Origin of the sequence: Streptomyces sp. AHU1 (genome assembly GCF_045343905.1) — a bacterium.
Classification (GTDB): Bacteria; Actinomycetota; Actinomycetes; order Streptomycetales; family Streptomycetaceae; genus Streptomyces; species Streptomyces triticiradicis.
Genome location: NZ_CP174283.1, coordinates 8,056,623 through 8,082,828 on the forward strand (window position 1 = coordinate 8,056,623; position 26,206 = coordinate 8,082,828).

Sequence of the window (26,206 nt, forward strand, 5' to 3'; positions counted from 1 at the left end):
CGGGACGCGCGCGGAGCCGGCACACCCACTCCGCGGGGCGGTCGTCAGTAGGAGTCCGTGCCCTCCGGGCCGCAGGAGCTGCCACTGGCCGGCAGCGACCCGTACAGCAGGAAGTCGTCGACCTTGCGGTGCACGCACTTCGAGGACGTGTACCCGGTGTGCCCCTCGCCCCTGTTGTCGAGCACCACCGCGGAGGGACCGAGACGCTTCGCGGTCTCCAGGGTCCAGCGGTAGGGGGTCGCCGGGTCTCCGCGGGTGCCGACGAGCAGCATCTTCGAGGCGGGAACGTCGCGGACCTCCTCGCGTATGTAGTCGGTGCCCTTCGGGCGGCCGTAGCACATCAGCACCTGGGCGAGCCGGTACCGGCCGAAGACGGGCGACGCCTCCTCGTAGGCGGCCCGCAGTCCGGCGATCTGCCGGGCCACCTCGCCGGCGCCGGGCCGGTCGGGGTCGTCGGCGCAGTTGATCGCCATCAGGGCGGCGGGGAGGTTGTCGAGGGGGACGTCCTCGGCGTCGACGAGCCCGCCGTCGCCCCCCGGCCGCTGCCGGACGGGTGTGGCGGTGGCGGGCAGGGAGGCGCCGCCGTACAGCTGGACGAGTCCGTGGGTGTCGCCGTCCTGGACCAGCAGGGCGAGGGCCTGTTCGAGGACGGGCCACATCGCCTTGCTGTAGAGCGCCTGGCTGATCGCCCCCACCAGGTCCTGCCCGGTGAACTCCTGGCCGTAGTCCGAGGGCACCGGCTCCGCGTCGAGCGACCTCACGAGCTGGACCACCTGCTCGCCGGCGCTGCGCCCGTCCTGTCCGAACGGGCAGGCCATGTTCTTCGCGCACCAGGTGATGAAGTCGTCGAGCGCGGTCTGCTGCCCCTCCGCGCCGCTGAGGCCCTGCTCGGTGAGCGGCTGGGTGAGGGTGTCGACACCGTCGAGCACCATCCGTCCCGTCTTCTTGGGGAACTGGGCCGCGTACACCGCGCCGAGCCGTGTCCCGTAGGAGAATCCGAGGTAGTTGAGCTTCTTGTCGCCGAGCGCCTGGCGCATCACGTCCAGGTCGCGGGAGGCGTTGACCGTGCCGATGTGGGGGAGGACGGCACCCGAGTGCTTCGCGCAGGTGTCGGCGGCCTTCTCGACCGCCTTGAGCGCCGCCTGCACGTCGGTGTCCGCGGCCGTCGCCCCGAAGAGTTCGTCCGCCGCGTCGCCGCAGCTGACGGGCGAGGACCGGCCGACGCCACGGGGGTCGAAGGTCACCACGTCGTAGCCGTTCGTCAGCCCCATGAAGTCCTTCCCGCCCGCGGCGAGCCCGGGTATGCCCGCGCCGCCCGGCCCGCCGAAGTTCAGCAGCACCGAACCCCGTGAGCGGCCCGTCGCCCGGTAGCGGGCCAGCGCCAGGTCGAGCGTGCCGCGGTCCGGCCTCGCGTAGTCCAGCGGGACGGTGATCTTGCCGCACTGCAGGTCCTCGGGCACGCCGTCGCCCTCGCAGGCCGCCCAGGCGATCTTCTGGTGGTAGAAGCGGGACAGGTCGGGCCCGGCCTCGGCGGTGGCCGCCGTCGGCAGAGACGCGGCCAGCAGGGTCAGCGTCGCGGTGGCGGCTCCCACGACCGCGAAGCGTCGGTGCACGGACAGCATGCCTGCCTCCAGGGTCGCCTGCGGGGGACCGGCGATACCTCCCGGATCACGATAGACGCGGCCCCGGGGGCACGCCTCCGGGCGAGCGGGGCCGGGAGGCGCCCGTGTCCCCGCCCGGGCGTCCTCCACGGGGCGCGGCGGCCGTTCGAAATACGTGACGCTCGATGGGGTGAAAGGCGGATAAGCCATAACTCGGATCGTTCACCGGCGTTTTACGCAATGCGGGCGAGTGCCCGCGACATGTCAGGAAGGCAGTGAACGTATGAAACGGGTGACCCGAAATGGTCTGATCGCCGCGGCCGCCGCCTCGGGCGCGCTGGCCGCGGTCGTGCCGGCGCACGCCGACTCCGCGGCGGACGGCGCGGCGGCAGGCTCGCCCGGTGTGCTCTCCGGCAACACGGTCCAGCTCCCCGTGCACGTTCCCGTGAACCTGTGCGGGAACACGGTGAACGTGGCCGGACTGCTCAACCCCGCCGCGGGCAACCGCTGCGCCAACCAGGGCGCCGGGGGCGGGGCCGCCGTGACCGGCGGTGAGCGGCACGGGGGATCCGGGGCGCACGGTGGCGCCACCGGCCGCGGCGGCACGGCCGACCGCGGCGTCGACAGCCGCGGTGGCGGTGGCGCGGTCGCGCACGGTGACGCGGAGGATTCGCCCGGTGTGCTCTCCGGCAACGGCCTCCAGCTTCCGGTGGACCTTCCGGTCAACGTCAGCGGCAACTCCGTGACGGCGGTCGGTGTCGGCAACGCGGCCGTGGGGAACGAGGCGGTCAACACCTCGGACGCCGAGCCCGTGCGGGCGCACCACCCGGCGAAACCCGCCCCGAGGCCGGCCGTCCCGTCCACGGTGACCCCCGGCACCAAAGCGCCGGAGCGGGGCCTTCCGGAGAGCGGGACCACGGCCACCCTCGCCCACACGGGTGCGGACGGCACGATGTCCGCCGTCGCGGCGAGCGCGGCGATGCTGCTGGGCGGTGCCGTCCTGTACCGCCGCTTCCGGCCCGCCGCGGTGCGCTGACCCGCGGCGGTCACGATCGGGAGGCTCCACCGGACGGGTGACCGGCGGAGCCTCCCCGCCGTCCGGCCCCGCCCCTGGGCCCCGGAGAGCGGTGCCGGGCCGGCCCCCGTACCGGAGTGGCCGAATCCCTCCCCGCGCCGGGCACCCCTCGCTGCGATCGGCACGGAGATCGGCAAGGATGCTGCGCGGGCGACGGCCGGCGCACACCGCGCCCGTACGCCGGCGCACACCCGACCCGTACGCATTGGAGTGCCCCATGACCTCTCCGGGACCCGACGGCCTCGTCGTCAGCCAGGCCACGCTCGACGACTGGAAGGTGGTCGGCGGCTGGGCGGCGGACGAGGGATGGAATCCCGGCCTGTCCGACAGCACGAGCTTCTTCGCCCAGGATCCCGGGGGCTTCTTCATCGGACGCGTCGGCGGGGAGCCGGTCTCGGCCATCTCGGTGGTCAACTACAGCCCCGACTACGCCTTCCTGGGCTTCTACCTCGTACGCCCCGATCTGCGCGGCAACGGATACGGCCTCGCCACCTGGGAGACGGCCCTCGCCCACGCGGGCGACCGGACCGTCGGCCTCGACGGCGTGGTCGCGCAGCAGGACAACTACCGCAAGTCCGGTTTCGAACTCGCCTACCGGACCGTCCGGTTCACCGGCGTGGTCCCGGTGGGGCAGGAGCCGTCGGGGGTGCGGGCGGCCGGGCCGGCGGACCGCGCGGCGATCACGGCGTACGACAGCGCCTGCTATCCGGCCGACCGGCCGGTGTTCCTGGAGTCGTGGCTGACCGCCCCCGGGCACCGCACCTTCGTCCGGAACGACGACGGCGGCCGGCTGAGCGGATACGCCGTGATCCGTCCGGCGCGCGACTCCCTGCGGATCGGCCCCCTGTTCGCCGACACCGCCGACGACGCCCGCGCCCTGTTCGCCGCGCTCGCCGCCGACGCGGACGGGAGGGCGCTGGCCATCGACGTGCCCCGGACGAACACGGAGACCGTCGCCCTGGCCGAGAAGCTCGGCCTGGCCCCCTCCTTCGAGACGGCCCGCATGTACACCGGGCCGGTCAGGGCGTCGGCGGGGGAACGCGTCCACGGGGTGACGTCACTGGAACTCGGGTGACCCGGCCCGCGGTCGCGCACGGGAGCGCTGGCGTCCCTCACACCGGGGGACGGGCCGCCGCCACCCCGGTGAGCAGGACCATTCCGGAGTCCCCGTAGTCCGGCAGCGTCGGGTCCGAGGGGATGCGGCCGACCGTGAGCCGGTCGGTGAGCGGGGTGAACACCTCGGTGATCGCGTCCGTGTCCACCGGGCAGCCGGGCCAGCGGGACTCGGCGCCGATCCGGTAGGTCGGCATGTTCTCCATGAAGGCGGCGACCAGATGTCCGCCCGGGGCCGCGCACCGGACGAACCACCGGCAGAACTCCTTGAACTCCTCGAAGTCCTCGGTGGCGCCCTCGGCCACGAAGTGCATGGAGGCCAGGCCGTACCTCCCCGGTTCGACGGACCTCAGGTCGCCGTGCACGAGACGCACCGCGGACAGCGACCCCTCCAGGGTCTCGGGTACGTCCGGGTTGAGGTCCCGGCACAGGGCGTGGAAGGGCAGCCAGCTCCGGTCCGGCGTCCCGTTCAGCTGCCGCTCCAGGTAAGCGGCGTTGGAGGCGCCCGCCTCCACGGCGTCGATGTGGCGGCTCGCGGCGGACGCGAGGATCAGCGGATAGAGATTGGGGCCCGCCCCGATCTCCACGGACCGGGCGACGGCGCCCGGCGCGAATCCGCGGTAGAACGCGCAGTGGTGGGTGATGACCGCCGCGTCCGAGGGGTGCAGTTCGCGGTAGTTCTCCGCCAGGTAGTCCTCGACCGGCCAGCTGTCCCAGTTCACGTCGTCATTGAGAACCGCCATCACGGAGTCCCTCCCTCGGCCGCAGCGGATAGCGCTCGGCGAGCCGGGTGAGTGTGTCGTTGAGCCGTTCGATGTCCTCGTCGGAGTTGAGCGCGGTCAGCTGGACCCGGAAACCGACCCGGTCGCGCGGTACGAGGGGGTAGGCCGCCAGGGTCACGTAGATGCCGTTGTCCCACAGGAACTCGCCGACCGCGTCCAGGTCGTCGGCGTCGGCCAGGGGGATCTCGATGATCGGCAGGCGGTCCGTGTTGAGCGTGCCCGCCCCGAGTTCCTCCAGGTGGTCGAGCACGGCCACGGTCTTGCGGTACAGATCGGCCCGGATGGCGTCCCCGCGGCGGTCGTTGGCGTCGAGGCCGGCCAGCGCCGTGGCGAGGGAGGCGGTCGGCGAGGGCCCCGAGTAGAGGTAGGGCGCCGCGGCGGTCTTGAGCCGCCCCTTGAGCGAAGGGGGCAGCGCGAGGAAGGCCAGCAGCGACGAGTACGCCTTGGAGAACCCGCCGACGAGCACGATCCCCTCGTACGACTCTCCCGTGTGCCGCACGACGCTGTTGCCCCGGTCCCCGTACGGGCACGACTCGTGCGGGCCGCGCTCCCCGATGACGCCGAAGCCGTGCGCGTCGTCGATGTACATCAGGGCGTTCCGCGGTCTGCACACCTCGGCCAGCCCCGGCACGTCGGGGACGTTCCCGCTCATGCTGTTCACGCCGTCCAGACAGACGAGCCGGGGCAGGTCGGCGGGCGCCGCGTCCAGCATGGCGGCCAGTTCGTCGGGGCGTTCGGCGTGGAACCGGCGCAGTGTCGCGCCCTGCCCGCGGGCTCCCACGCACCCGTCGAACACGGTCCGGTGCGCCGTGGCCTCGACGAAGACGTGGCCCTGGCCCGCCAGCACGGGGATCACCGAGGCGTGGATCAGGGTCGCCGTGGGGAGCAGCAGCGTGTCCGGCGCGCCGAGCAGGTCGGCGAGCCGCTCCTCGATGTCGGGGTACAGGCGGGGACTGCCGATCAGCCGGGACCAGCTGGGGTGCGTGCCCCATTGGCGCACGGCCGGCTCGATCGCCTGGATGATCTCCGGATCGCAGTCGAAGCCGAGGTAGTTGCACGAGGCGAAGTCGATCATCCAGTGGTCGCCGCTGCGGATGTGCCGGCCGAGCACCTCGTCCAGCACGGCGTCGCTCATGGGGTTGGTCTGCCGCAGGTGCTCCAGGTCACGCCAGCGCCGGGAGCGCCGTACGCTTTCGGGCCCCGGGCCGTCGCCGTGCGTGCCGCCGGTCGTCCCCGCCGCCTCCGGCGAGCCGGGCCGGTCCTTGTGCGGGTCGGCGGAAGCCTGGTCCGTCTGTTCCATGCCGTACCTCGTTTCCGCCGCCGCGACGGCGGACAGCGCCGGGACGCGGGCCCCGTCGCGCTGCCGCAGCAGGACCTCGCTCTGCTGCACCGTCATCGGCCGGGCGAAGAGGAACCCCTGTCCGAACCGGCATCCCATGCCGGCCAGGAGGTCCCGTTGGATAGGGTCCTCGATCCCCTCCGCGATCACCTGGATGCCCAGGGTGTCGGCGAGGCCGACGATTCCCTCGACCAGCGCGACCTGCCGGGTGTCCAGCGCGATGTCGTCGATGAACGTCTTGTCGATCTTCAGTACGTCGACGGGGAAGTCCCGCAGGTACCGCAGCGACGAATAACCGCTGCCGAAGTCGTCGACGGCTATGTGCACCCCGAGGTCCTTGAGCGAGTACAGCACGGCCTGGATCCGCGCGTCCCGGCGCATCAGCACCGTCTCGGTGAGCTCCAGCTGCAGCGACCCCGGAGCGAGCCCCGGCGTCTCCAGCGCCCTGCGCACCTCGCCCAGGAACCCGCTGTCGTGGAACTGGCGGGGGGAGACGTTCACGCTGACGTACGGCGGGTCCGCCCCATCGGCCGCCCGCTGGAGTCCGGCGATGTCGGCGGCGGCGTTCGACAGCACCCACGCGCCCAGCGGCGTGATGTGCCCCGTCTCCTCGGCGAGGGCGATGAACTGGTCCGGCGGGACCGGCTCGTGCTGCGGGTGCGGCCAGCGGGCCAGGGCCTCGAAGCCGACGACCTCGCCCGCGCCGATGTCGACGACGGGCTGGTAGCGCAGGGCGAACTCGGACCGGGCCACCGCGCCGTCGAGACGTGCCTGCAGATCGTGCCGTTCCACCATCCGCACCCGCAGCCGCGGCAGGAACCTGCGCCACTGCCGCTTGCCCGCCGCCTTGGCCGCGTAGAGGGCGAGGTCCGCGTGGCCGAGGAGTTCCTCGGCGTCCGTGCTGTCCCTGGCGGTGGCCACGCCGACGCTCGCCGACACGCTCACCGAGCCTTCCCGGAGGCTGAACGGTCTGCTCAGCGCCTGGATCACCTGTGCCGCCAGGAGCTCGGCGTCCAGCGGCTTCTTCGCGTCCTCCATCAGCACCGCGAACTCGTCGCCCCCGAGACGGGCCGCGGTGTCCGTGCGGCGCAGGGCTCCCGACAGCCGTTCGCCGACGGCGGTCAGCAGGTGGTCGCCCGTGGAGTGCCCCATCGTGTCGTTGACCATCTTGAAGTCGTCGAGGTCGATGAAGAGCAGACAGGTGAGCGTCGACCCCCGGCGACTGCGCAGCAGGGCGCGCTCGATGCGCTCCAGGAGCAGGGTCCGGTTGGGCAGACCGGTCAGCGGATCGTGGAACGCCCGTTCCGTCAGCTCGTGCTCCAGACGCCGTTGCTCGGTCACGTCCCGCAGGGTGATGACCAGACCGGCCACCGTGGGGTCCCGGCGCAGGTCGCTGCAGCGCACCTCGACCTCGATGCGGTTGCCGTCGCGCAGCACCCACCAGTGGTCGTGGTTCTCGGGGGCCCCGCCCTTGCGCAGGGCGGCGAGTCCCCTGACCACCCGCGTCCGGTCGCTGGAGTCCACCAGGTCGGGCAGCGGCGCCCCGGTCAGCTCCGCCCGGCCGAAGACGGCCCGCGCGGACGGGCTCGCGTAGCGGACGGTGTTGTCGTCCTCGACGATGAGGATGACGTCCGAGGCGTTGCGCACCAGCGTACGGAAGTACGCCTCGCTCTCCTTGCGGATGATCTCCTGGCGCAGCGCGATGCGTTCCACGGCCAGGCCGGCGTGCGAGGCCAGGATCTCCAGCGTGCTCTGGGCCTCCCGGAGCTGCTGCTCGGGCCCCGCCGCCATCAGCACGCCCGGAAGCTGTCCGGTCGGTTCGTCGGGCGGGATCATGGGGCACACCAGGGTGGACGGCAGACGGCCGAGCCGGTCCGCGATGTCCGTCCCGAGGTCCGTGGTGGACACCATGTGCGAGCGGCGTGTCGCGAGCCCGTTCGCGTACTCGGCGGGCAGGACGAGACTGCGGTGCTCGATCTTGGGCCCGAACAGCGTGCTGACCGTGGTGTCGCACGTCCGCTCCACGTCCTGCGGCCGGATGGCCGCGACGAGGGACGTGGCCGCCGTGCGCAGTGCCAGCTCGCGCGCCACGGCGTTGCGGTGGGCCACCACCATCCCGGAGAGCCGCAGGAGCACCAGCAGGAAGAGCGCCGCGGAGAAGACCGCGATCACGGCGGCGTCCTGGGTGTTCCCGCGCTGCCCCTCGTAGAACAGGATCGCGGGTGCCACCAGGGTGGCCGCGGCGAGGGAGAGCAGGCGGCGGCGGGTGGGGCGCAGGGACTCCCGCCGCACCACGGGCCGGGTCAGTTCCACCATGGAGGGGTGCAGTCCGGCGAGCCCCCAGGCCGTGTAGAACACGATCCAGCCGGAGTCGAGCAGGGTCCCGGTCTGCCACAGGTCGTTCAGCTGGAGGATCCCGTACGCGATGTCGAAGGTGAGCAGCGTCGCGGTTCCCAGCACGAGGAGCTGCAGGGAGGGGTTGCGGCCGGAGCCGGGGCTCGACACCAGCAGGCGGGCCAGCATCGCGAGGACGAGGACGTCGCCGAGCGGGTAGGCGATGCTGATGGCGCGCTGCTGCCACGTCATGTCCGGCGCGTGGGAGAGCGGCTGCACGAGGAAGACCCAGACCGGCAGGGCCAGGCCCAGGGCGAAGATCAGCGCGTCGAGCAGGCTCGGCAGGTCGTGGCCCGGCCATCGGTAGTGGACGAGGCCGTAGAGGCCGGCGGCGAACAGCGGGTACGTGGCGAGGTAGCAGGCGTCCGCGGGGGAGGGGAAGGGGTTGTTGAAGTCGAAGTACGACTCCATCACGTTGTACGAGGTGTCTCCCGCGGCGAACGCCAGCAGCCCCGAGGCCAGCAGGAGCCACGGCCAGCGGTGGGCCGGGCGGTTGATCAGGATGCCCGTGAGCATCGCCGCGACGCCGCCGAGTCCGATCACGGCCCACAGGGGGGTCCGGGTCGGGGCGACGGCCATGTAGACGACGGTGGTGGCCGCGACCAGGAAGGCGTACACGCCGAGGCGCCGTGGCCGCGGCAGGACGCCTCTGGGGCGAAGTGCCCGCAGCAAGCCGAACCGCCTCCCTACGTCGGACGGCACAGGGCCGTTACGTCGGACGGCACAGGACCGTTCGCCGGGTTCCGGGGCATTGTTGATCGTAGGCCCGGGGTGTGGACGGTGCATCTCCAGCGATCTCGCACCGGCCGTCGTCCGTCCCCCGGGGCCGGGCACACGCGAGGCCGTGCGCCCCGTCCGGCCCCCGTGGCGCGGCGAGTTGGGGGCCACGGACGTTCCGGCTCCCCGCGGACCAGATGGTGCCGCCGCCTTCGAGCAGGCGGCGGGGTCTTCGAACTTCCTGGTCAGGATGCGGATTCCGATTCCGCGGCCGTATCCTGAAAAGGCGGCAAGGAACACGGCGGCGTGGCTTCGATCATGAACGCACCCATCGAGGACTACGCCCTCATCAGCGATCTGGAAACCGCTGCCATGGTCGGCAGGGACGGTTCCATCGACTGGCTCTGTCTGCCCCGGTTCGACTCACCGGCCTGTCTGGCCGCGATGCTGGGCACGCCGGACAACGGGTTCTGGCGGATCGCCCCGGTCTCCCGGGCGGTGCCCGCCCACTGCACGAGCCGGGCGTACCGGCCGGACACCCTCGTCCTGGAGTCCCGCTGGGAGACGGCCACGGGCGGCGTCCGGGTCATCGACCTCATGCCGCCGCGCAGCCAACTGCCCTGCATCGTAAGGGTGGTGGAGGGCCTGTGGGGTTCCGTGCCCATGCGCAGCGAACTACGGCTGCGCTTCCACCAGGGCAGGGTGGTGCCGTGGGTCCAGGCCGGTGAGGCCTGCACGGTCGCGGTCGCCGGGCCGGACGCCGTCTGGCTGAACACCGAGGGGCTGGCGGCGGAACCCGGTGGAGGGAACTCCGTCGTCCACGACTTCACCGTGCGGGCCGGCCGCCGGACGACGCTGACGTTCGTGTGGGCGCCCTCGTACGTGCCCGAGCCGCCCGCCCCGTTGTCCGTTCCGGCGGAGACGGTGCTCAAGGAGACCGGCGACTTCTGGCGGCGCTGGACGGCCCAGTGCCGGTACGAGGGGCCCTGGCGCGACGCCGTGGTGCGCTCCCTGATCACCCTCAAGGCGCTCACCTACGCGCCCACCGGCGGCATCGTCGCGGCTCCGACCACCTCGCTGCCCGGCTGCATCGGCGGTGAACGCAACTGGGACCACCGCTTCTGCTGGCTGCGTGATTCCGCGCTGACGCTGTCCTGCCTGCTGCGCGGCGGCTACCGCGACGAGGCGACGGCGTGGCTGGGCTGGCTGGTACGGGCCGTCGCGGGGGAGCCCGCCGACCTCCAGACCGTGTACGGCGTCGCCGGACAGCGGCTGCTCCCCGAGACGGAGGCACCGTGGCTGCCCGGCTACGAGGGCTCCCGTCCGGTTCGTTTCGGGAACTCCGCGATGAGCCAGCTCCAGCTCGACGTGTACGGCGAGGTGCTCGACGCGCTCCTGCTGTCGCTGCGGGCGGGCATCCCCATGCCGGGGCACCTGTGGAGGCTGGTGGAGGCCATGATGGGCCACCTCGGACGCCACTGGCGTGAGCCGGACCAGGGCCTGTGGCAGGTGCGCGGGCCGGCACGGCAGTTCGTCCACTCCAAGGTGATGACCTGGGTGGCGGCGGACCGCGCGCTGCGGATGGGCGAGCTGCTCGGCAGGAACGGGTCCTCGGACGCCTGGCGGGCCGTGCGGGACGAGGTGCACCGGGAGGTGTGCCGGGAGGGCTGGGACGCCGGGCGGGGGTCCTTCGTCCAGTCCTACGGTTCGCCGGCGCTGGACGCCTCGGCGCTGCTGATCCCCCGGCTGGGTTTCCTGCCCCCCGGGGACGAGAGGGTGGGCGGCACCGTGCGGGCGATGCGGGAGCTGACCCACGGCGGGTTCGTGCGGCGGTACGCGTCGAACGGCCGAGGCGTGCACGGTGTGGACGGCATGCGCGGCGGCGAGGGCGCGTTCGTGGCGTGTTCCCTCTGGTACGCCGACGCGCTCGCCACGACCGGACACCGGGAGGAGGCCGTGGAGGCGTTCGAGCGGGTGCTGGAGATCCGCAACGACCTCGGCCTGCTCTCGGAGCAGTGGGATCCCGACGCCGGGCGTCAACTGGGCAACGCGCCACAGGCGTTCAGTCACATCGCGCTGGTGGAGACCGCGTTCCTGCTGTCGGAGTCGGAGTCGGAGTCGGAGTCGGAGCCGGAGTCTGTGGCGTAGGCGGTCGTGGTGAGGGCCCGGCAGGCGGGAGCCGGCCCTCGTACGCGGGAGTCAGCCCTTGTCGGACGGGCGCCGGGCGGACCCGGCGTAGCCGTTCGGGTTGAGCTGCTGGAACCGCCACGCGTCCCGGCACATGTCGGCGAGGTCCCGCGAAGGGTGCCAGCCCCAGGCGCGTGCGACCGCGGAGGCGTCCGCCACGAGTTCGGCGACGTCGCCCGGACGGCGCCGCACCATCTCGTACGGCACGGGCCTGCCGCACGCCTCGGAGAAGGCGGTGACCACGTCGAGGACCGAACTGCCCTTGCCTATGCCGAGGTTGTACACGTGCATGCCCGGCTCGTCCGCGAGGTGGTCGAGGGCGACGCGATGGGCCTCGACGGTGTCCATGACGTGCAGATAGTCGCGGATCGCGGTCCCGTCCGCCGTCGGGTAGTCGTCGCCGAAGACGCGGAGGCGTTCCTGGCGTCCGATGGCCACCTGGGCCAGGTTCGGCAGCAGGTTCTCCGGGGAACCGCTGGGGTCCTCGCCGAGGAGTCCGCTGGGATGGGCGCCCGCCGGGTTGAAGTACCGCAGGCACAGCACGGTGTACTCGGGACGTCGGCGGCAGACGTCGGCGAGGATCTGCTCGCAGATCAGCTTGGAGGCGGCGTACGGATTCGTGGGCCGGGCCGGGGTGGACTCGTCGAGCGCTCCGTGACCGGCGTCGCCGTAGACGGAACACGAGGAGGAGAAGACGAGCTGGTGCACGTCGTGCTCGTGCATGGTGTTCAGCAGCGCGGTCGTTCCGCCGACGTTGGTGTCGTAGTAGTCGATGGGCATCCGCGTCGACGTACCGACGGCCTTGTGCGCGGCGAAGTGCACGACGGCGTCCACGGAGTGACGGTCGAAGACGGCCGACAGGGCGCGCCGATCACGGATGTCCAGCTCATAGACGGTGCCGAGGAAACGCCCGGCGATGCGCTCCACGCGGGCGAACACTTGCGGGCTGCTGTTGGAGTAGTCGTCGACCACGATCAACTCGTATCCGTGGTCGAGTAGTTCGACACAGGCGTGACTACCGATGAATCCTGCGCCGCCCGTGACGAGAATGGTCGAGGGGGCACTCATGGGCCCGGCTCCTTCGTGATCGCGCGGGCGGTGGTCGGGAGGCGAGCGCCGCACCGGCGCGACATGCCGGGTACCGGTGCCCGGGATGGGGCGGATGACCCGTGTGTCCGGGGTCCCGGGAAAAGGTCCCGCGCGACTCGGCCCGCTGTGCGCCATGGCGCGGCACCCCTGGGCGGGACCGGCGGACAAACGGCGTATGTTTATGACGTATACGTACAACTCTGCCCCCGTCCGTCCCGTGCGTCAAGCGGGGGCGGCACTCCCCCAAGCTCTTCGAGCAGGGGGACCCCCACTCGCCGCACCGGCCCGCCACCCGTCGGCCCGCCGCCCGTCGGCGCGGCACTCCGGCCGGACGTCGTCAGCCCGCCAGTTCCCGGGCGCGCCGAGCCGCCTCGCGCACCGGCGCGCGGTGCACGGGACCGTGTCCCGGCAGCAGCACGTCGGCGGCGAGGGCCTCGATGCGGTCGAGCGAGGCGAGGGCCCCGGCGCGCTCGGTGTCGAACATCTTCGGCAGCAGTTGCGGCCCCCGTATCCGTGACGTGGGGTGACCGCTGACCAGGGCGTCGCCGGAGACGAGCACTCCGGCCTCCGGCAGGTGGTAGACGCAGTGGCCGTGCGTGTGGCCGGGGGTGTGCACGGGGACGGGCCGGCCCGGCAGGTCGAGCGGGCCCTCGTGCGGGAAGGCCTCGGGCTGCGTCATGGCCACGTCCGTGGTGCCGCCGGAGCGGATGGCGTGCACCGCCCAGGGCAGTACGCCGGGGCGCCATGCCTGCCGCATCACCTGTCCGATGCTCACCTGGTGGAGGAACTCGCGGCGCGCGTGCGGCACCTCGGCGGCGTGCAGCCGGACCGGGATCCCGTAGGTGCGGTTCAGGAACTCGGCGGAGCCGAGGTGGTCGCTGTGCGCGTGGGTGACGAGCACGGCGGTCACGGCCTCGGGCGCGTACCCGAGGGTCTTCAGCGACGCCAGCAGTTGCTCCCGGTCGCCGGGATATCCCGTGTCGATCAGGGTGACGGAGTCGCCCTCGGACAGCACCACCCAGTTCGTGTTGCTGCCGTGCACCAGATGGACTCCGGCGGCTGCCTCGACGATCGTTTCCTCGCGCATGACCATCCTGACGTCGGATAACTGCGGGTGCCCGTGGGGGCCCTGACAGGGCGAAACGTATCGCGAGCGCGACCCGGGCGGTGCCCGGCCACCGCTTCCCGCCCCGCCCGGCCTCCCGGGAAGCGCGACATGTCAGATGTGATCGATTTCTATGGACCGCACAAGAATGATCACATAAGTTGTACTTCGATCGGCCGGTTCCGTCGACGCCTGACCAGCGTCGGACGACGGGGCGGCCGAGCCTACGGAGGGAAAACACTTGAAGAGGACCGCTGTCCGCCGTGACGCCCGGGCGGGCGCCACGGCCGTATGGCCACCGTCACGAAGGCCGGTCCGGCCTCGGCACCGCCGCCACGACTGAGTGCGCTCACCTGACTCCTCGGTGAGTTTCGCCGTCCACCACGGCGATCCGGACGAACGCGACAGGACGGCGCCCGTGCCGTGCCGCCGTGCGGCCACGACCGGTACCGCCCTCGAAGCGCCAGGGGAATCGCGGCCGAAGGGCCGCCCCGTGCCGCCGCGTTCAACCCGCCATCGCGTCCACCGCGTCCATCGCGTGGCGTGACATCGGCGTGCCTTCTTCCGCACGCCGATCCGTGAGACCAGAAGGACTGGAATTGTTCTCCTATCGAAGACACCTGACGGCCTTGGCCGTTCTGTGCACGACGGTGCTCGGCACCGGGGCCGCATGGGCCGCCTCGCCGTCACCGCACGCGTCCCCGGCGTCGGGCTCCCCCGCGCCCCGTCCCCCCGCCGCGACGCGCTCCGCCACGCCCACCGCGACGAAGGAGGGCCGGCCGGCCACGCCGACGCGCAGCCCTTCCGCGACCGTCTCCCCGTCCGCGGTCTCGTCCCCGGTCGCGGGACCGGCCGCGGGACGGGAGGCCCAGGAGGCCGCCGAGTACTGGACGGCCGAGCGCATGGCGAACGCCGAGCCGCTGGACGCCCTCCGGTCGGCGCCCTCCACCGACAGGCGGAGGGCCGCGGCCGCGGCGGCCACCCCCAAGGGCACCATGTTCGGCGGGACCCGCCTCGTGGGAACGTTCTTCGGCTCCAGCAGTACGACCGGTACCAACTGGTCGTGCACCGGCAGCGTCATCGACACCACGGCCAGGAACGTGATCCTCACCGCGGCACACTGCGCGCTGAGGTACAGCGACAACTACATCTTCGTGCCGAAGTTCGCCAAGGGAGCGGGCCCCGACCAGCAGCCCTACGGGATCTTCCACATCCAGCGCGTCTTCATCGACCCCCGCTACGTACCCGACAAGCCGCACAGCTCGACCAAGAAGCCCTGGTCCGATCTGGACACCGCGTTCGCCCGCGTCTCCGCCAACCAGCGCGGGCAGCGGCTCCAGGACGCCGTGGGGGGCGGACTGACCTTCACCCGGCCGTCCGGCTACGCCCACAAGGACGTCACCGTCGTGGGCTACCCGGGCAAGGACCACAACGACGCCGGCCGGGCCATCAAGTGCACCGTGCCGACGACGCAGCTCCCCGGGTTCCGCCAGATGTCGATGACCTGCGGCGGCTACTACGGCGGTGTGTCCGGCAGTCCGTGGATCACCGACTACCAGGACGACGCGCGCACCGGCCACGTCATCGGCAACCTCGGTGGCTACAACGGCGGCGGCAATGACGCGAACGTCGACTACATCAGCTACGCCCCGGCGTTCGGGGCCGACGCCGCCGACCTCCTCGCCGACGCCGTCGCCGACCGGGCCCCTCCGTCCGACCTGCCGCCGTACCAGGGCATCCAGGCGAAGCTCCCCGGCGGAGCGGCCCAGTGGAAGCACGCGAAACTGCTGGCCTCGGGCGACTGGGCGGGCAACCACCGCAGCGACATGATCGTGGTCTGGACCGACGGCGAGGTCACCCTGTACCCCGGTGACGGCAAGGGCGGATTCCTGCCCGAGACACGGCTGAAGGCGCCCAACTCCACCTGGACGCACGCGGAGACCATCACGGGCGGGGACTTCACCGGCACCGATCTGTCCGACCTCATGGTGCGCTGGTCCGACGGCGAGGTCACCCTCTACCCGGACGTCAGCTCCGCCGGCATGAGCAAGGAGGTCCAGATGGCGGCCCCCGGCTCCGTCTGGAAGAACGCGACCCAGATATCGGCCGGGCAGTTCCACAACGGGAAGTACGCCACGGACCTGCTGGTCCGCTGGGTCGACGGCGAACTGACCCTCTACACCTATGTCGGCGCCGGCACCTTCGGAACCGAGAACCGCCTCAAGGCACCGAACGACACCTGGAAGAACGCGACGCTGCTGACCAGTGGAAACTTCAGCGGCAACGGGAACTGGGACGTCCTCGTACGCTGGGTGGACGGCGAACTCGACACCTACACGGCCACCTCGGCCGCGGGACTCGGCGCCGAGTCCCGCATGCGTGACCCCAACGACCTGTGGAAGCACGACCAGGTCATGTCGGCGGGCAACTACACCGCCGACAACGCCGGCAACGACCTGATCGTCCGCTGGTCCGACGGCGAGACCACCCTGTACGCCGACACCACCCACCAGAAGCTCGGTACCGAGAACACCCTCGTCTACCCCGGCACCTGACACACCGGCAGCTCCAGCAGGACCGGACGGCCGCCCCACCCGGTTCCGCTCGCGTGCGCCGCTCGACCGGCCGGGCGAACGGAACCGGGCGGGGCGGCCGTCCGGCCGGCACACGGCACTCCCCGGCGCCGCCCGCGACCACGGCGTCCGGCCTTCCAACGGAACCAACGAACCCGTCATCCAGGGGGAACCATGCGAGCGACCACCCGACTTGCCGCCGGATCGGCCGTGCTGACGGCGGCCCTGGCCGTGACGGCCTGCGGTCACACGACCGCACAGCCGCACAGGGCCACTTCCACGGCCGGCTCCGTGAGTCCGTCCGGGGCCCCTTCCCCGGCGAGGAGCCCGGCCGAGTGCAGGACCGCTTCCCTGACGTGGGCACTGGTCCTGCTCCCCGAGAGGACCGGCGGCCGGCGCGACGCGCGCCTGACCGTTGCCAACGAGGCACCGGAGACATGCCTGTTCGCCGGTTACCCGGGCTTCAGCGTCCACAACGGGAAGGCGAACAGCATCGAGGGCGTCGGACACGGACACCCCAGGACCATCGCCCTGCGCAAGGGCACGGGAGTGACGGTCGACCTCCGGTACACCTCCCGCGGCGCGAAAGGCGCCGGCGACTACTGCGTGACGGAGAACGAAGCGCTGGTTTCGGCACCGCACGACCCCGACAGCGACCGCGTGAACGTCCCGGTCATGGAGACGCATCACAAAGCCGCCGAGATCGACGCCTGCGGCGACTCCGTCTCCATGTCGCTCCCGCGCTACACGCCGCACCCGCGAGTGCCATGAGGTGCTGACGCGAGTGCCATGGGGCACCGGTCCGGGACACCGCCCCGCCGGGCCGGACGGGTCCCGGGAAAAACCGGTGCGCGGCCCGCGCCCGGTTCCCTAGACTCGCCACACCATCACACACCACCACTCCGGTGCCGTGTGTGCCGTGACGAACGAGGGGAGCCGGGCCGTGCGTTACCGCACCGCTGTCGTCGTCCCCCCGTCACAGTACGAGGTGATCCTCGTGTCCTCGAGGGCCCGGTACCGGCTGCGCGGCCGGAACCGGACGCCCGCGACGACCTTCTGACCTCCGCCCGCAGGGCGCCGACCGCATGCCCGGTCGCCCCGCGCCCTGCCCGCCCGAGGTCCGCCACCGCCTGAACCCAGGCGTGTCGTCCGGGAATCGCGCCGACCCGTTTCCGGATCGTCCGAAAGGCCCACGGCCGTGCGTACCGACCTGCACCGTCACCTCACCAGCTCCGTCACCAGCCCGCTCGCCACCGTCCGCAACCTGGGCATCCTCGCCCATGTGGACGCCGGGAAGACCACCGTGACCGAGCGGATCCTCTACCTCACCGGCACCATCCACAAACGGGGCGAGGTCCACGACGGCACCACCGTCACCGACTTCGACCCGCAGGAACGCGACCGCGGCATCACCATCTTCGCCGCGGCCGTCACCTGCGCCTGGGACGGTCACCGGATCAACCTGCTCGACACCCCGGGCCACGTCGACTTCTCCGACGAGGTGGAGCGCTCGCTCCGCGTCCTCGACGGGGCCGTCGCGGTGTTCGACGCCGTGGCGGGCGTGGAGCCGCAGAGCGAGTCGGTGTGGCGGCGGGCCGACCGGCACGGCGTTCCGCGGATCGCCTTCGTGAACAAGATGGACCGCGCGGGCGCCGACCTGGACACCGCCGTCGACTCGATCCGTGAACGGCTGCATCCGGCGCCCCTGGTCGTCCAGTTGCCCATCGGCACGGAGGAAGCCTTCACCGGCGTGGTCGATCTGCTGCGGATGCGCGCCCTGGTGTGGGCCGAGGGGGCGGAGCAGGCCGAGGAGATCCCGGTGCCGCAGGACCTGCTGGAGGAAGCAGGGCACCGGCGCCGGCTCCTCGAGGAGGCGGTGGCGGAACTCCACCCGGCGGCCCTGGAGGAGTTCTGCGACCGCTCCACGCTCTCGGCGCGGACCCTTTCGGCCGCGCTCCGCGACCTGACCCGTACCGGTGAGGGCGTGGTGGTGCTGTGCGGCTCGGCCTACCGCGACCGCGGTGTCGAACCGCTGCTGGACGCCATGGTGGCCTACCTGCCCTCGCCGCTCGACGTGCCCGCCGTCCGCGGCACGCACGACGGCGCGGAGCAGGAGCGGATCGCGGACCCCGAAGCGCCGTTCGCGGGGCTGGTGTTCAAGGTGAACGCCACCGCGACCGGACGGATGACGTACCTGCGGGTCTACGCGGGCACGGTGGAGAAGGGACAGGCGGTGGTGGACGCGGGCACGGGACGCACCGAGCGGATCGCGCGCATCCTGCGGGTCCGGGCCGACCGCCACGCGGAGCTGGAGCGCGCCGTGGCCGGTGACATCGTCGCCGTGATCGGGCCGAAGGCCGCCCGGGCCGGCGCGACCCTGTGCGCCCCCGCGGCGCCGCTGCTCCTCGAACCGCCGGTCGTCGCCGATCCGGTGGTGTCCGTGGCGGTCGAGGCGCGCAGGAGCACCGAGACCGACCGCCTGGTGGCGGCGCTGGCGCGGCTGGCCGAGGAGGACCCCTCGCTGGTCGTCCGCACCGACCCCGAGACCGGGCAGACGCTGCTGTCGGGCATGGGAGAACTGCATCTGGAGGTGGCGGTGGAGAAGATCCGGCGCGCCCACGGACTCGACGTCGCCGTCGGGCGGCCGAGGGTGTCCTACCGGGAGACGGTGGTCGAAGGGGTGTCGGGTCTGGTGTACCGGCACGTCAAACAGGACGGCGGCGCGGGGCAGTTCGCCCATGTCGTCCTCGACGTGGAGCCGCTGGGGACCGACCCCGGCGGCGCCGGGGGACCGGTGACGGGCTTCGAGTTCCGCTCGACGGTCGTCGGCGGCCGGGTGCCGCAGGAGTACGTCCGTGCCGTGGAGGCGGGCTGCCGGGACGCGCTCGCCGAGGGCCCCCTCGGCGGTCACCCGGTGACCGGGCTGCGGGTCACCCTGACCGACGGGGCGACCCATGTGAAGGACTCCTCGGAGACGGCGTTCCGCGCGGCCGGCCGGTTCGGGCTGCGCGAGGCGCTGCGCGCCAGTGCCGTGGTCCTGCTGGAACCGGTGGCCGAGGTCACCGTCACCGTGCCCGAGGAAGCCGTGGGCGGGGTGCTCGGCGACCTCGCGGCCCGGCGGGGCCGGGTCTCGGACTCGCTCACCCGGGTGGGCACGTCGGTGGTCACCGCCACCGTGCCGCTGGCCGAACTCTTCGGCTACGCGACCCGGTTGCGCAGCCGGACCCAGGGCCGGGGCACCTTCACCACCCGTCCCGCCGGCCTCGCCCCGGCTCCCGCCCAGGGGGCGCCCGCCCGGTAGCCCCGAGCGGTCCCGCTCCTGACGACGGCCCCGCCCCCGCACGGGCGGGGCCGTCCTCGCGTCAGCCCATCAGGTCCTCGTCCGAGAGGTGTTCGACCGTCTTCCCGGTCGCGGTGAAGGTGCGGGTCACATGGCCCGAGGAGTACACCCACAGGATGCGCAGCGGACGGTCGCCGACGTTCCTGAAGAGATGGGGGACGGGGGTCAAGGGCGCGGCGGTGGCGACCAGCCCGCTCGCCGTCGCCGTGCCGGCGCGCAGCCACGCCCCGCTGCTCCTCGACATGGCCACCGCCACCGTCGCCCTGGGCCGGATCCGGCAGGCCAGGGCGAACGGCGCCCCGCTGCCCGAAGGCGCCGCCGCCACCGCGGACGGCACCCCCACCACCGACCCGGAGAAGGCCGTCATGCCGCTGCCGCTGGGCGGCGCCGAGGGGTCCGGCATGTCGCTCGCCTTCGAGCTGCTGACCAGCGTGCTCGTCGGCGCGCCGATCTTCGCCGCCTTCCACTCCGACGGTCCCGGGGGCCGCGAGCACCGCCAGAACGCCCTGGTCGTCGCCATCGACCAGGCGGCCTTCGGGGACGCCGACGCCTTCACCGCGGCCGTCGACGCCACGCTCGCCACCCTCAAGGCGCTGCCCCCGGCGGACGGGGCGCCGGGTGTGTTCTACCCGGGCGAGCGCAGCGCCTCGCTCGGGGGAGGGGTGCCGGTGGCGGCCGAGGCGTGGCGCGAACTGACCGAGAGCGCCGCACCGGGCCGCCGTGCTGTCGATGCCCGGCAACATGACCAACAAAATTGTTGACAATCTTGTTGGTCTAGATTTACGTTCGACAGGCACTCACTCAGGGAGGGCGCAATGCAGAAGGAAGCCCGTCCAGGCACCGGCGAGCAGGCCAAGCAGCACGCGTTGGTGCAGCTGCGGCAGGCGATTCTGCGCGGAGAGATGGCACCGGCCCAGCGGCTGGTGGAGAACGAACTCGCCGAGCAGTTCGGTGTCACCCGGGCCAGCGCCCGGGCGGCGTTGATCGAGCTGGAATCGGAGGGACTGGTCGAACGGATCCGCAACCGCGGATCACGCGTCCGGGTGGTGACCGTGGAGGAAGCGGTCGCCATCACCGAGTGCCGTATGGCGCTCGAAGGGCTCTGTGCCGCCAAGGCGGCCGTCTTGGCGACCGACGACCAGCTCGCCGAGCTGGCCGGCCTGGGCGCCGCCATGGTCAAGGCGGTCGCCGACGGCGAACCGGTCACCTACTCCGAGCTCAACCACGAAGTGCACGCCCGGATCAGGGAGTTCTCCGGCCAGCGGACGGCCGTGGAACTCCTCGAACGGCTCAATGCCCAACTGGTGCGCCATCGCTTCCAGTTGGCTCTGCGCCCCGGTCGTGCGCAGCAGTCCCTGAGTGAACACCTGGCCATGATCGAGGCGATCGGGGCCAGGGACCCGCAGGCGGCCGAAGCGGCCGTCCGCGCCCACCTCGGCAGTGTGATCGAAGCGCTGCGCGACTGACGCACCGCGCGACGACGCGCGGTGCGACGGACAGCCGAGGCGGGCGCCCACCTGTCCACCAAGGAGATTGCTGCAATGACGCACGGCTACGCGCCCGCCGCCCCCGGTCCCTCGGTCCCGCCCGGGCCCGGGGGACGTCCACCACGATCGACGCTGGTCGTCACCGCGCACGCCGGGGACTTCGTGTGGCGGGCGGGGGGAGCCATCGCCCTGGCCGCCTCCCGGGGGGAGAAGGTCACCATCGCGTGTCTGACCTTCGGTGAGCGCGGCGAGTCCGCGAAGGCCTGGCGCGAGGGCAAGAAGCTCGACGAGATCAAGGCGATACGCCGTGAGGAGGCCGAGAGGGCCGCCGCCGCGCTCGGTGCCGCGGTCCGCTTCTTCGACGCCGGCGACTACCCGCTGACCGCCACCGCCGAGCTCACCGACCACCTGGTGGCGGTCTACCGCGAGACCCAGCCGGACGTCGTGCTCACCCACCCCACCGAGGACCCGTACAACGGCGACCACCCCGCCGCCAACCGCATGGCGCTGGAGGCCCGGGTCCTCGCCCAGGCCATCGGCTACCCCGGTGAGGGCGAGGTCATCGGCGCCCCGCCCGTCTTCTACTTCGAGCCCCACCAGCCCGAGATGAGCGGCTTCAGGCCCGAGGTCCTCCTCGACATCACCGAGGTGTGGGAGACCAAGCGCGAGGCGATGGAATGCCTCGGCGCCCAGCAGCACCTGTGGGACTACTACACCGACCTCGCCGTGCGCCGCGGTGTCCAGCTCAAGCGCAACGCCGGCCCCAACCTGGGCCTGGCCCACCGGACCATGGCCGAGGCGTTCATGCGCCCCTACCCGCAGATCGCGAAGGAGCTGGCATGAGCGGCGTGATCGTCACCGGCCCGCCGAAGGCGGACCCGAAGGACGTCGAGGCGATCGCCGCGTACGGCACCGCCACCGTGCACGAGGCGATGGGCCGCACCGGCCTGCTCGGCACCGGGCTGCGCCCGATCCAGCAGGGCGTCCGGGCCGCGGGCACCGCGGTCACCGTGCTCTCCTGGCCCGGCGACAACCTCATGATCCACGCTGCCGTGGAACAGTGCGGCGAGGGCGACGTCCTGGTCGTCACCACCACCTCGCCCTCCACCGACGGCATGTTCGGCGAACTGTTCGCCACCGCGCTCCACCGGCGCGGCGTGCGCGGCCTGGTCATCAACGCCGGCGTCCGGGACACCGCCGAACTGCGCGCGATGGGCTTTCCCGCCTGGTCCGCGGCCGTCAGCCCGCAGGGCACCGTGAAGGCGACCGGCGGCTCCGTGAACGTGCCGGTGGCCATCGGCGGCCAGATCGTCCGGCCCGGCGACGTGATCCTCGCCGACGACGACGGCGTGGTGCGCGTGCCGCGCGAGGACGCCCGCGAGGTCGCCGAGGCCTCCGCGGCCCGCGAGCGCAAGGAGGCGCTGGCCCGCGCCGCCTTCCTCGACGGCGAACTCGGCCTGGACCGCTACGGGTTGCGCGAGACCCTGGTGCGCCTGGGCGTGACCTACACGTCGTACGACGACTACGTGCGGGACGGAGCCGCGCCATGAGCGGGACCCCCGTCCGGGACGGAGTCGCGTCATGAGGGGGTCCGAGGGGGTGCGCTGCATGCTCCTGCGCGGCGGCACCTCCAAGGGCGCCTACTTCCTCGCCGACGACCTGCCCGCCGACGCCGCCGAACGCGACGACCTGTTGCTGCGCGTGATGGGCAGCCCCGACCCGCGCCAGATCGACGGACTGGGCGGCGCGCACCCGCTGACCAGCAAGGCGGCCGTGGTCTCGGTCTCCGCCGACCCCGCCGCCGACGTCGACTACCTGTTCCTCCAGGTCTCCGTCGACAAGGCGGAGGTGTCGGACCGCCAGAACTGCGGCAACCTCCTCGCCGGGGTCGGCCCGTTCGCCGTCGAACGCGGACTGGTCGAACCGGGGGAGGGCCGTACGCCGGTCCGCATCCGCATGGTCAACTCGGGCGACCTCGCGCTCGCGACCTTCCCCACCGAAGGCGGACGCGTGGTCTACGACGGTGACGCCGAGATCTCCGGGGTGCCCGGGACCGCGGCGCCCGTCGTCATCGAGTTCCCGCGGGGGAGCGCCCCGTTGCTGCCCACCGGCCGTGCCCGGGACCTCGTCGACGGCACCCCCGTGACGTGCGTGGACAACGGCATGCCGACCGTGCTGATCGCCGCGTCCTCGCTGGGCGTCACCGGGTACGAGGACCCCGGGGACCTGGAGGAGGACCTGGCGCTGGCCGACCGGCTCCGCGGGATCCGTCTGGAGGCGGGCAAGCTGATGGGCCTCGGGGACGTCGAGAACACCACCGTGCCCAAACTGACCCTGCTCGCCCCGCCCCGCGACGGCGGAGCCGTCACGACCCGCACCTTCATCCCGGTGCGCTGCCACACCTCCATCGGCGTCCTCGGCGCCGCGAGCGTCGCCGCCGGGCTGCGCGTGGAGGGAGGCGTCGGCCACGCCGTGGCGCGCCTGCCCGAGAGGGGCGACCGGCTGCGCATCGAACACCCCACCGGATTCCTCGACATCGAAGCGGGCGTCGACCACGGCCCCGGGGGCGGCGCGCCCGTGGCCCGGCGCACCGCCGTCGTCCGCACCGCCCGCAAGCTCTTCGACGGCACCGTCTTCCCCAGGTCCGCCGGCACGGCAACGACACCCGCACCACCCCAAGGAGGTCCGCGATGACCCCGCCCCTCGGCGACATCGCCCACATCGGCCACGCCCAGCTCTTCACCCCGGACCTGGACGCCAGCGTCGCCTTCTTCACCGACTACATGGGCCTCACGGTCAACGGGGAGCAGGACGGCACCGTCTACCTGCGGACCTTCGACGACTACGAGCACCACAGCCTCGTGCTCACCGCCCGCGAACAGCCGGGCCTCGGCCGGCTCGCCCTGCGCACCTCCAGCGAGGAGGCCCTCCACCGCCGGATCGAGGCGGTCGAGGCGGCGGGCGGCACCGGCCACTGGGCCGAGGACGAACCGGGGCTCGGCAAGGTGTACGTCACCACCGACCCGGACGGCCACGAGCACGCCCTGTACTGGGAGAGCGAGTACTACCGGGCCCCGGACGGGATGGAGCCGGCCCTGAAGAACCAGCCGCAGGCCAAACCCAACCGCGGCGTGGGCGTGCGGCGCCTGGACCACGTCAACTTCCTCGCCGCCGACGTGGTCGCCAACGCCGAGTTCCAGCAGCACGTGCTGGGCGCCCGGCCCACCGAGCAGATCCGGCTCGACACCGGGAGGATCGCGGCGCGCTGGCTGACCTTCACCGACAAGTCGTACGACGTCGTCTACACCTCGGACTGGACCGGCTCGGCCGGACGCCTGCACCACATCGCGTTCGCCACGGACACCCGCGAGGACATCCTGCGCGCGGCCGATCTCGCCATCGACACCGGCGTGTTCATCGAGACGGGACCGCACAAGCACGCCATCCAGCAGACGTTCTTCCTGTACGTCTACGAACCCGGCGGCAACCGCATCGAGTTGTGCAACCCGCTCACCCGTCTCGTCCTGGCCCCCGACTGGCCGCTGGTCACCTGGACCGAGGAGGAGCGGAAGAAGGGCCAGGCCTGGGGCCTGAAGACCATCGAGTCCTTCCACACCCACGGCACGCCGCCCGTCGGCTGACCGCCCTCCGCGGCGTCCTTCCGGGCGAACGGCCGAGCGACCCGATCCGGCCGGTGCGTACGTGCGGGCGGCACCGACCGTGTGCCGCCCGCACGCTTTTTCACCTGCTTCTCAGCCGCGCGTGCGACGGTCGCGGAGGGTGGCCTGATTGTTTCCTGGATTGTTGACAAAAGCGTTGACACTTCAGGAGTCCACTCCTTAGCGTCTGTCGCACCATCGGGTCAGCCGCACGAGCCGCGTCGACCCGCACCCCGATCCGCTTCCAGGGCCCCCACCTCCTGGACGAGAGGAAACAACGATGTCCTCCTCCCTCGCCCTGCCCGCTCGCGGCGGCAGCAGACTGGCCTTCCTGGTCGTCGGTCTGTGCTGGCTGGCCGTCCTCTTCGACGGTCTCGACATGTTCATCTACGGCTCGGTGCTGCCGCACCTGCTGGCGACGAAGACCTTCGGCCTCACCCCGGACCAGGCCGGCGACCTCGGCAGCTACGCCACGTTCGGCATGCTGGTCGGCGCCCTCACCGCGGGCACCGTCGCCGACCGGATAGGCCGCAAGAAGCTGATGGTCTCCTGCGTGGCCCTCTTCTCGCTGGCCTCCGGCGTGTGCGCCCTCGCGGACGGCATCACGGTCTTCGGCCTCGGCCGGACCCTGGCGGGCGTCGGCCTCGGCGGCCTGCTCCCCACCGCGATCAGCATGGTCTCCGACTACGCCCCGCGAGGCCGCGGCGCCATCGTCATCGGCCTGCTGATGACCGCCCACCACGCCGGCGGCATCCTCTCCGCCTACGTGGCCAAGTGGCTCGTCGAGCCGGTCGGCTGGCAGTCCGCGTTCTGGGTCTGCGTGACCCCGCTGCTCTTCGCCCCGGTCCTCGCCAAGTACCTGCCCGAGTCGCTGAGCTTCCTGGTCGCCAAGGGCCGTAGCGACGAGGCCCGCGAGCTTGCCGAGCGCTACGACGTCGAGCTGCCCGCCGCCAAGTCGTCCGGCCGTCAGGGCGCGGCGGACCGCTGGAACGCGCTGGTCAACCTCTTCCGCGGGGGCGAGTGGACGCAGACCCTGCTGTACTGGCTGGCCTCCTTCGGCGGTCTGCTGCTGGTCTACGGCGTCGCCACCTGGCTGCCCACCCTGATGCGCGCCGAGGGCTACGAGCTCGCCTCCGCCCTGTACTTCGTGGTGGTCTTCAACCTCGGCGGCATCGTGGGCATGCTGGTGGCCGGCCGGGCCGCCGACCGTTTCGGCGCGCCTCGGATCTCCGCGGTCTGGTTCGCCCTGACCGCCGCCGGTGTCTTCCTGCTCAGCGTCCACATGCCGATGAGCGTGACCATGGTGGTCGTCTTCCTCACGGGTGTCTTCCTCAACAGCGCCCAGACGATGATCTACGCGACGGTCTCCATCCGTTCCGACGCCGGTGACCGCGCCACCGCCGTCGGCTGGACCTCCGGCATGGGCCGCTTCGGCGCCGTCTTCGGCCCGTGGCTCGGCGGCCAGCTCCTCGCCGCGAACCACGGCGACTGGGGCTTCACCGCCTTCGCGATCGCCGGCCTGTCCTCGATGGTCTTCATCGGCATCGCCGCCCTGCGCGGCGGCAGGTCCGAGGGAACGGCCGACGAGGAGCAGGAGCTGGTCGCCGCCCACTGAACGGCGGCCCACCCGGTCCCCGCGGACCGGCCGGGCCACCGCGGGCGATGACGAACGCCGGCCACCGCGGCGACAGCGGGGCCGGCGTCGTGCCGACGCGGGGGCGACGCGGAGGGGGGCGGGGTGCCGC

At 72.3% G+C, this 26,206-nt stretch carries 20 protein-coding genes; 13 read left to right on the top strand and 7 right to left on the bottom strand.

The window, feature by feature from the left end:
- Positions 1 to 44: 44 nt before the first annotated feature.
- On the bottom strand, positions 45 to 1,622 hold the full coding sequence (locus ACICHK_RS35555; protein WP_406840136.1) for an alpha/beta hydrolase: 1,578 nt from the start codon (positions 1,620 to 1,622) through the stop codon (positions 45 to 47).
- Positions 1,623 to 1,884: 262 nt separating this feature from the next.
- Here ACICHK_RS35555 and ACICHK_RS35560 point away from each other — a divergent pair, with 262 nt between their 5' ends.
- A complete protein-coding gene (locus ACICHK_RS35560) occupies positions 1,885 to 2,637 on the top strand; it encodes a chaplin (RefSeq protein ID WP_406840137.1) in 753 nt (250 codons plus the stop codon).
- Between the two features lie 256 nt (positions 2,638 to 2,893).
- Positions 2,894 to 3,751, top strand: a complete 858-nt coding sequence (locus tag ACICHK_RS35565) for a GNAT family N-acetyltransferase (RefSeq protein ID WP_406840138.1) — start codon at positions 2,894 to 2,896, stop codon at positions 3,749 to 3,751.
- A 37-nt stretch (positions 3,752 to 3,788) separates the two neighbouring features.
- Here ACICHK_RS35565 and ACICHK_RS35570 read toward each other — a convergent pair whose 3' ends face one another.
- Together ACICHK_RS35570 and ACICHK_RS35575 are read right to left on the bottom strand one after the other, a co-directional pair.
- On the bottom strand, positions 3,789 to 4,532 hold the full coding sequence (locus tag ACICHK_RS35570) for a class I SAM-dependent methyltransferase (protein WP_406840139.1): 744 nt from the start codon (positions 4,530 to 4,532) through the stop codon (positions 3,789 to 3,791).
- A complete protein-coding gene (locus ACICHK_RS35575; RefSeq protein ID WP_406840140.1) occupies positions 4,516 to 8,976 on the bottom strand; it encodes an aminotransferase class I/II-fold pyridoxal phosphate-dependent enzyme in 4,461 nt (1,486 codons plus the stop codon). The genes ACICHK_RS35570 and ACICHK_RS35575 overlap by 17 nt, the downstream gene beginning before the upstream one ends.
- 363 nt (positions 8,977 to 9,339) lie before the next feature.
- Between ACICHK_RS35575 and ACICHK_RS35580 the strand changes: the two genes are divergently transcribed.
- Positions 9,340 to 11,169, top strand: coding sequence for a glycoside hydrolase family 15 protein (locus ACICHK_RS35580; protein WP_406841404.1), 1,830 nt, complete (start codon positions 9,340 to 9,342; stop codon positions 11,167 to 11,169).
- Positions 11,170 to 11,220: 51 nt separating this feature from the next.
- Here the strand turns inward: ACICHK_RS35580 and galE are convergent, their stop codons facing one another.
- The 3 genes from galE to ACICHK_RS35595 form a co-directional block, all read right to left on the bottom strand.
- A complete protein-coding gene (gene galE, locus ACICHK_RS35585; RefSeq protein WP_406840141.1) occupies positions 11,221 to 12,276 on the bottom strand; it encodes a UDP-glucose 4-epimerase GalE in 1,056 nt (351 codons plus the stop codon).
- Between the two features lie 358 nt (positions 12,277 to 12,634).
- A complete protein-coding gene (locus tag ACICHK_RS35590; RefSeq protein WP_151473094.1) occupies positions 12,635 to 13,384 on the bottom strand; it encodes an MBL fold metallo-hydrolase in 750 nt (249 codons plus the stop codon).
- A 625-nt stretch (positions 13,385 to 14,009) separates the two neighbouring features.
- Positions 14,010 to 14,513 (bottom strand): hypothetical protein, encoded by a 504-nt coding sequence (locus tag ACICHK_RS35595; protein ID WP_406840142.1) that lies wholly within the window; start codon positions 14,511 to 14,513, stop codon positions 14,010 to 14,012.
- Here ACICHK_RS35595 and ACICHK_RS35600 point away from each other — a divergent pair.
- The 3 genes from ACICHK_RS35600 (at position 14,503) to fusA (ending at position 19,276) form a co-directional block, all read left to right on the top strand.
- Positions 14,503 to 15,957 carry a hypothetical protein gene (locus ACICHK_RS35600; RefSeq protein ID WP_406840143.1) on the top strand — a complete coding sequence of 485 codons (1,455 nt, stop codon included), beginning with the start codon at positions 14,503 to 14,505 and terminating at the stop codon, positions 15,955 to 15,957. The genes ACICHK_RS35595 and ACICHK_RS35600 overlap by 11 nt on opposite strands.
- Before the next feature lie 192 nt (positions 15,958 to 16,149).
- The gene (locus tag ACICHK_RS35605; RefSeq protein ID WP_406840144.1) at positions 16,150 to 16,746 is read left to right on the top strand and encodes a DUF4232 domain-containing protein; all 597 of its coding nucleotides are present in this window, start codon (positions 16,150 to 16,152) and stop codon (positions 16,744 to 16,746) included.
- Positions 16,747 to 17,173: 427 nt separating this feature from the next.
- Positions 17,174 to 19,276: an elongation factor G gene (gene fusA / locus ACICHK_RS35610; RefSeq protein WP_406840145.1), complete on the top strand. Its 2,103-nt coding sequence runs from the start codon at positions 17,174 to 17,176 to the stop codon at positions 19,274 to 19,276.
- 61 nt (positions 19,277 to 19,337) lie between these two features.
- On the opposite strand, the gene ACICHK_RS35615 is transcribed toward fusA, so the two are convergent.
- Positions 19,338 to 19,559: a hypothetical protein gene (locus ACICHK_RS35615; protein WP_406841465.1), complete on the bottom strand. Its 222-nt coding sequence runs from the start codon at positions 19,557 to 19,559 to the stop codon at positions 19,338 to 19,340.
- On the opposite strand from ACICHK_RS35615, the gene ACICHK_RS35620 reads away from it, so the two are divergent.
- The 7 genes from ACICHK_RS35620 (at position 19,522) to ACICHK_RS35650 (ending at position 26,076) form a co-directional block, all read left to right on the top strand.
- Complete coding sequence (locus tag ACICHK_RS35620; protein ID WP_406841405.1) at positions 19,522 to 20,076, top strand: Ldh family oxidoreductase; 555 nt, start codon at positions 19,522 to 19,524, stop codon at positions 20,074 to 20,076. The two genes, ACICHK_RS35615 and ACICHK_RS35620, sit on opposite strands and share 38 nt — an antisense overlap.
- Positions 20,077 to 20,130: 54 nt before the next feature.
- Complete coding sequence (locus tag ACICHK_RS35625) at positions 20,131 to 20,781, top strand: GntR family transcriptional regulator (protein WP_037615717.1); 651 nt, start codon at positions 20,131 to 20,133, stop codon at positions 20,779 to 20,781.
- 75 nt (positions 20,782 to 20,856) lie between these two features.
- Positions 20,857 to 21,645 (top strand): PIG-L deacetylase family protein, encoded by a 789-nt coding sequence (locus ACICHK_RS35630; protein ID WP_406840146.1) that lies wholly within the window; start codon positions 20,857 to 20,859, stop codon positions 21,643 to 21,645.
- Positions 21,642 to 22,352: a 4-carboxy-4-hydroxy-2-oxoadipate aldolase/oxaloacetate decarboxylase gene (locus ACICHK_RS35635; RefSeq protein ID WP_406840147.1), complete on the top strand. Its 711-nt coding sequence runs from the start codon at positions 21,642 to 21,644 to the stop codon at positions 22,350 to 22,352. Before ACICHK_RS35630 ends, ACICHK_RS35635 begins: the two co-directional genes overlap by 4 nt.
- A gap of 31 nt (positions 22,353 to 22,383) precedes the next feature.
- Positions 22,384 to 23,496 (top strand): 4-oxalomesaconate tautomerase, encoded by a 1,113-nt coding sequence (locus ACICHK_RS35640; protein WP_406840148.1) that lies wholly within the window; start codon positions 22,384 to 22,386, stop codon positions 23,494 to 23,496.
- Positions 23,493 to 24,443, top strand: coding sequence for a VOC family protein (locus ACICHK_RS35645; RefSeq protein WP_406840149.1), 951 nt, complete (start codon positions 23,493 to 23,495; stop codon positions 24,441 to 24,443). The genes ACICHK_RS35640 and ACICHK_RS35645 overlap by 4 nt, the downstream gene beginning before the upstream one ends.
- Positions 24,444 to 24,741: 298 nt before the next feature.
- On the top strand, positions 24,742 to 26,076 hold the full coding sequence (locus ACICHK_RS35650; RefSeq protein WP_406840150.1) for an MFS transporter: 1,335 nt from the start codon (positions 24,742 to 24,744) through the stop codon (positions 26,074 to 26,076).
- Positions 26,077 to 26,206: the final 130 nt, after the last annotated feature.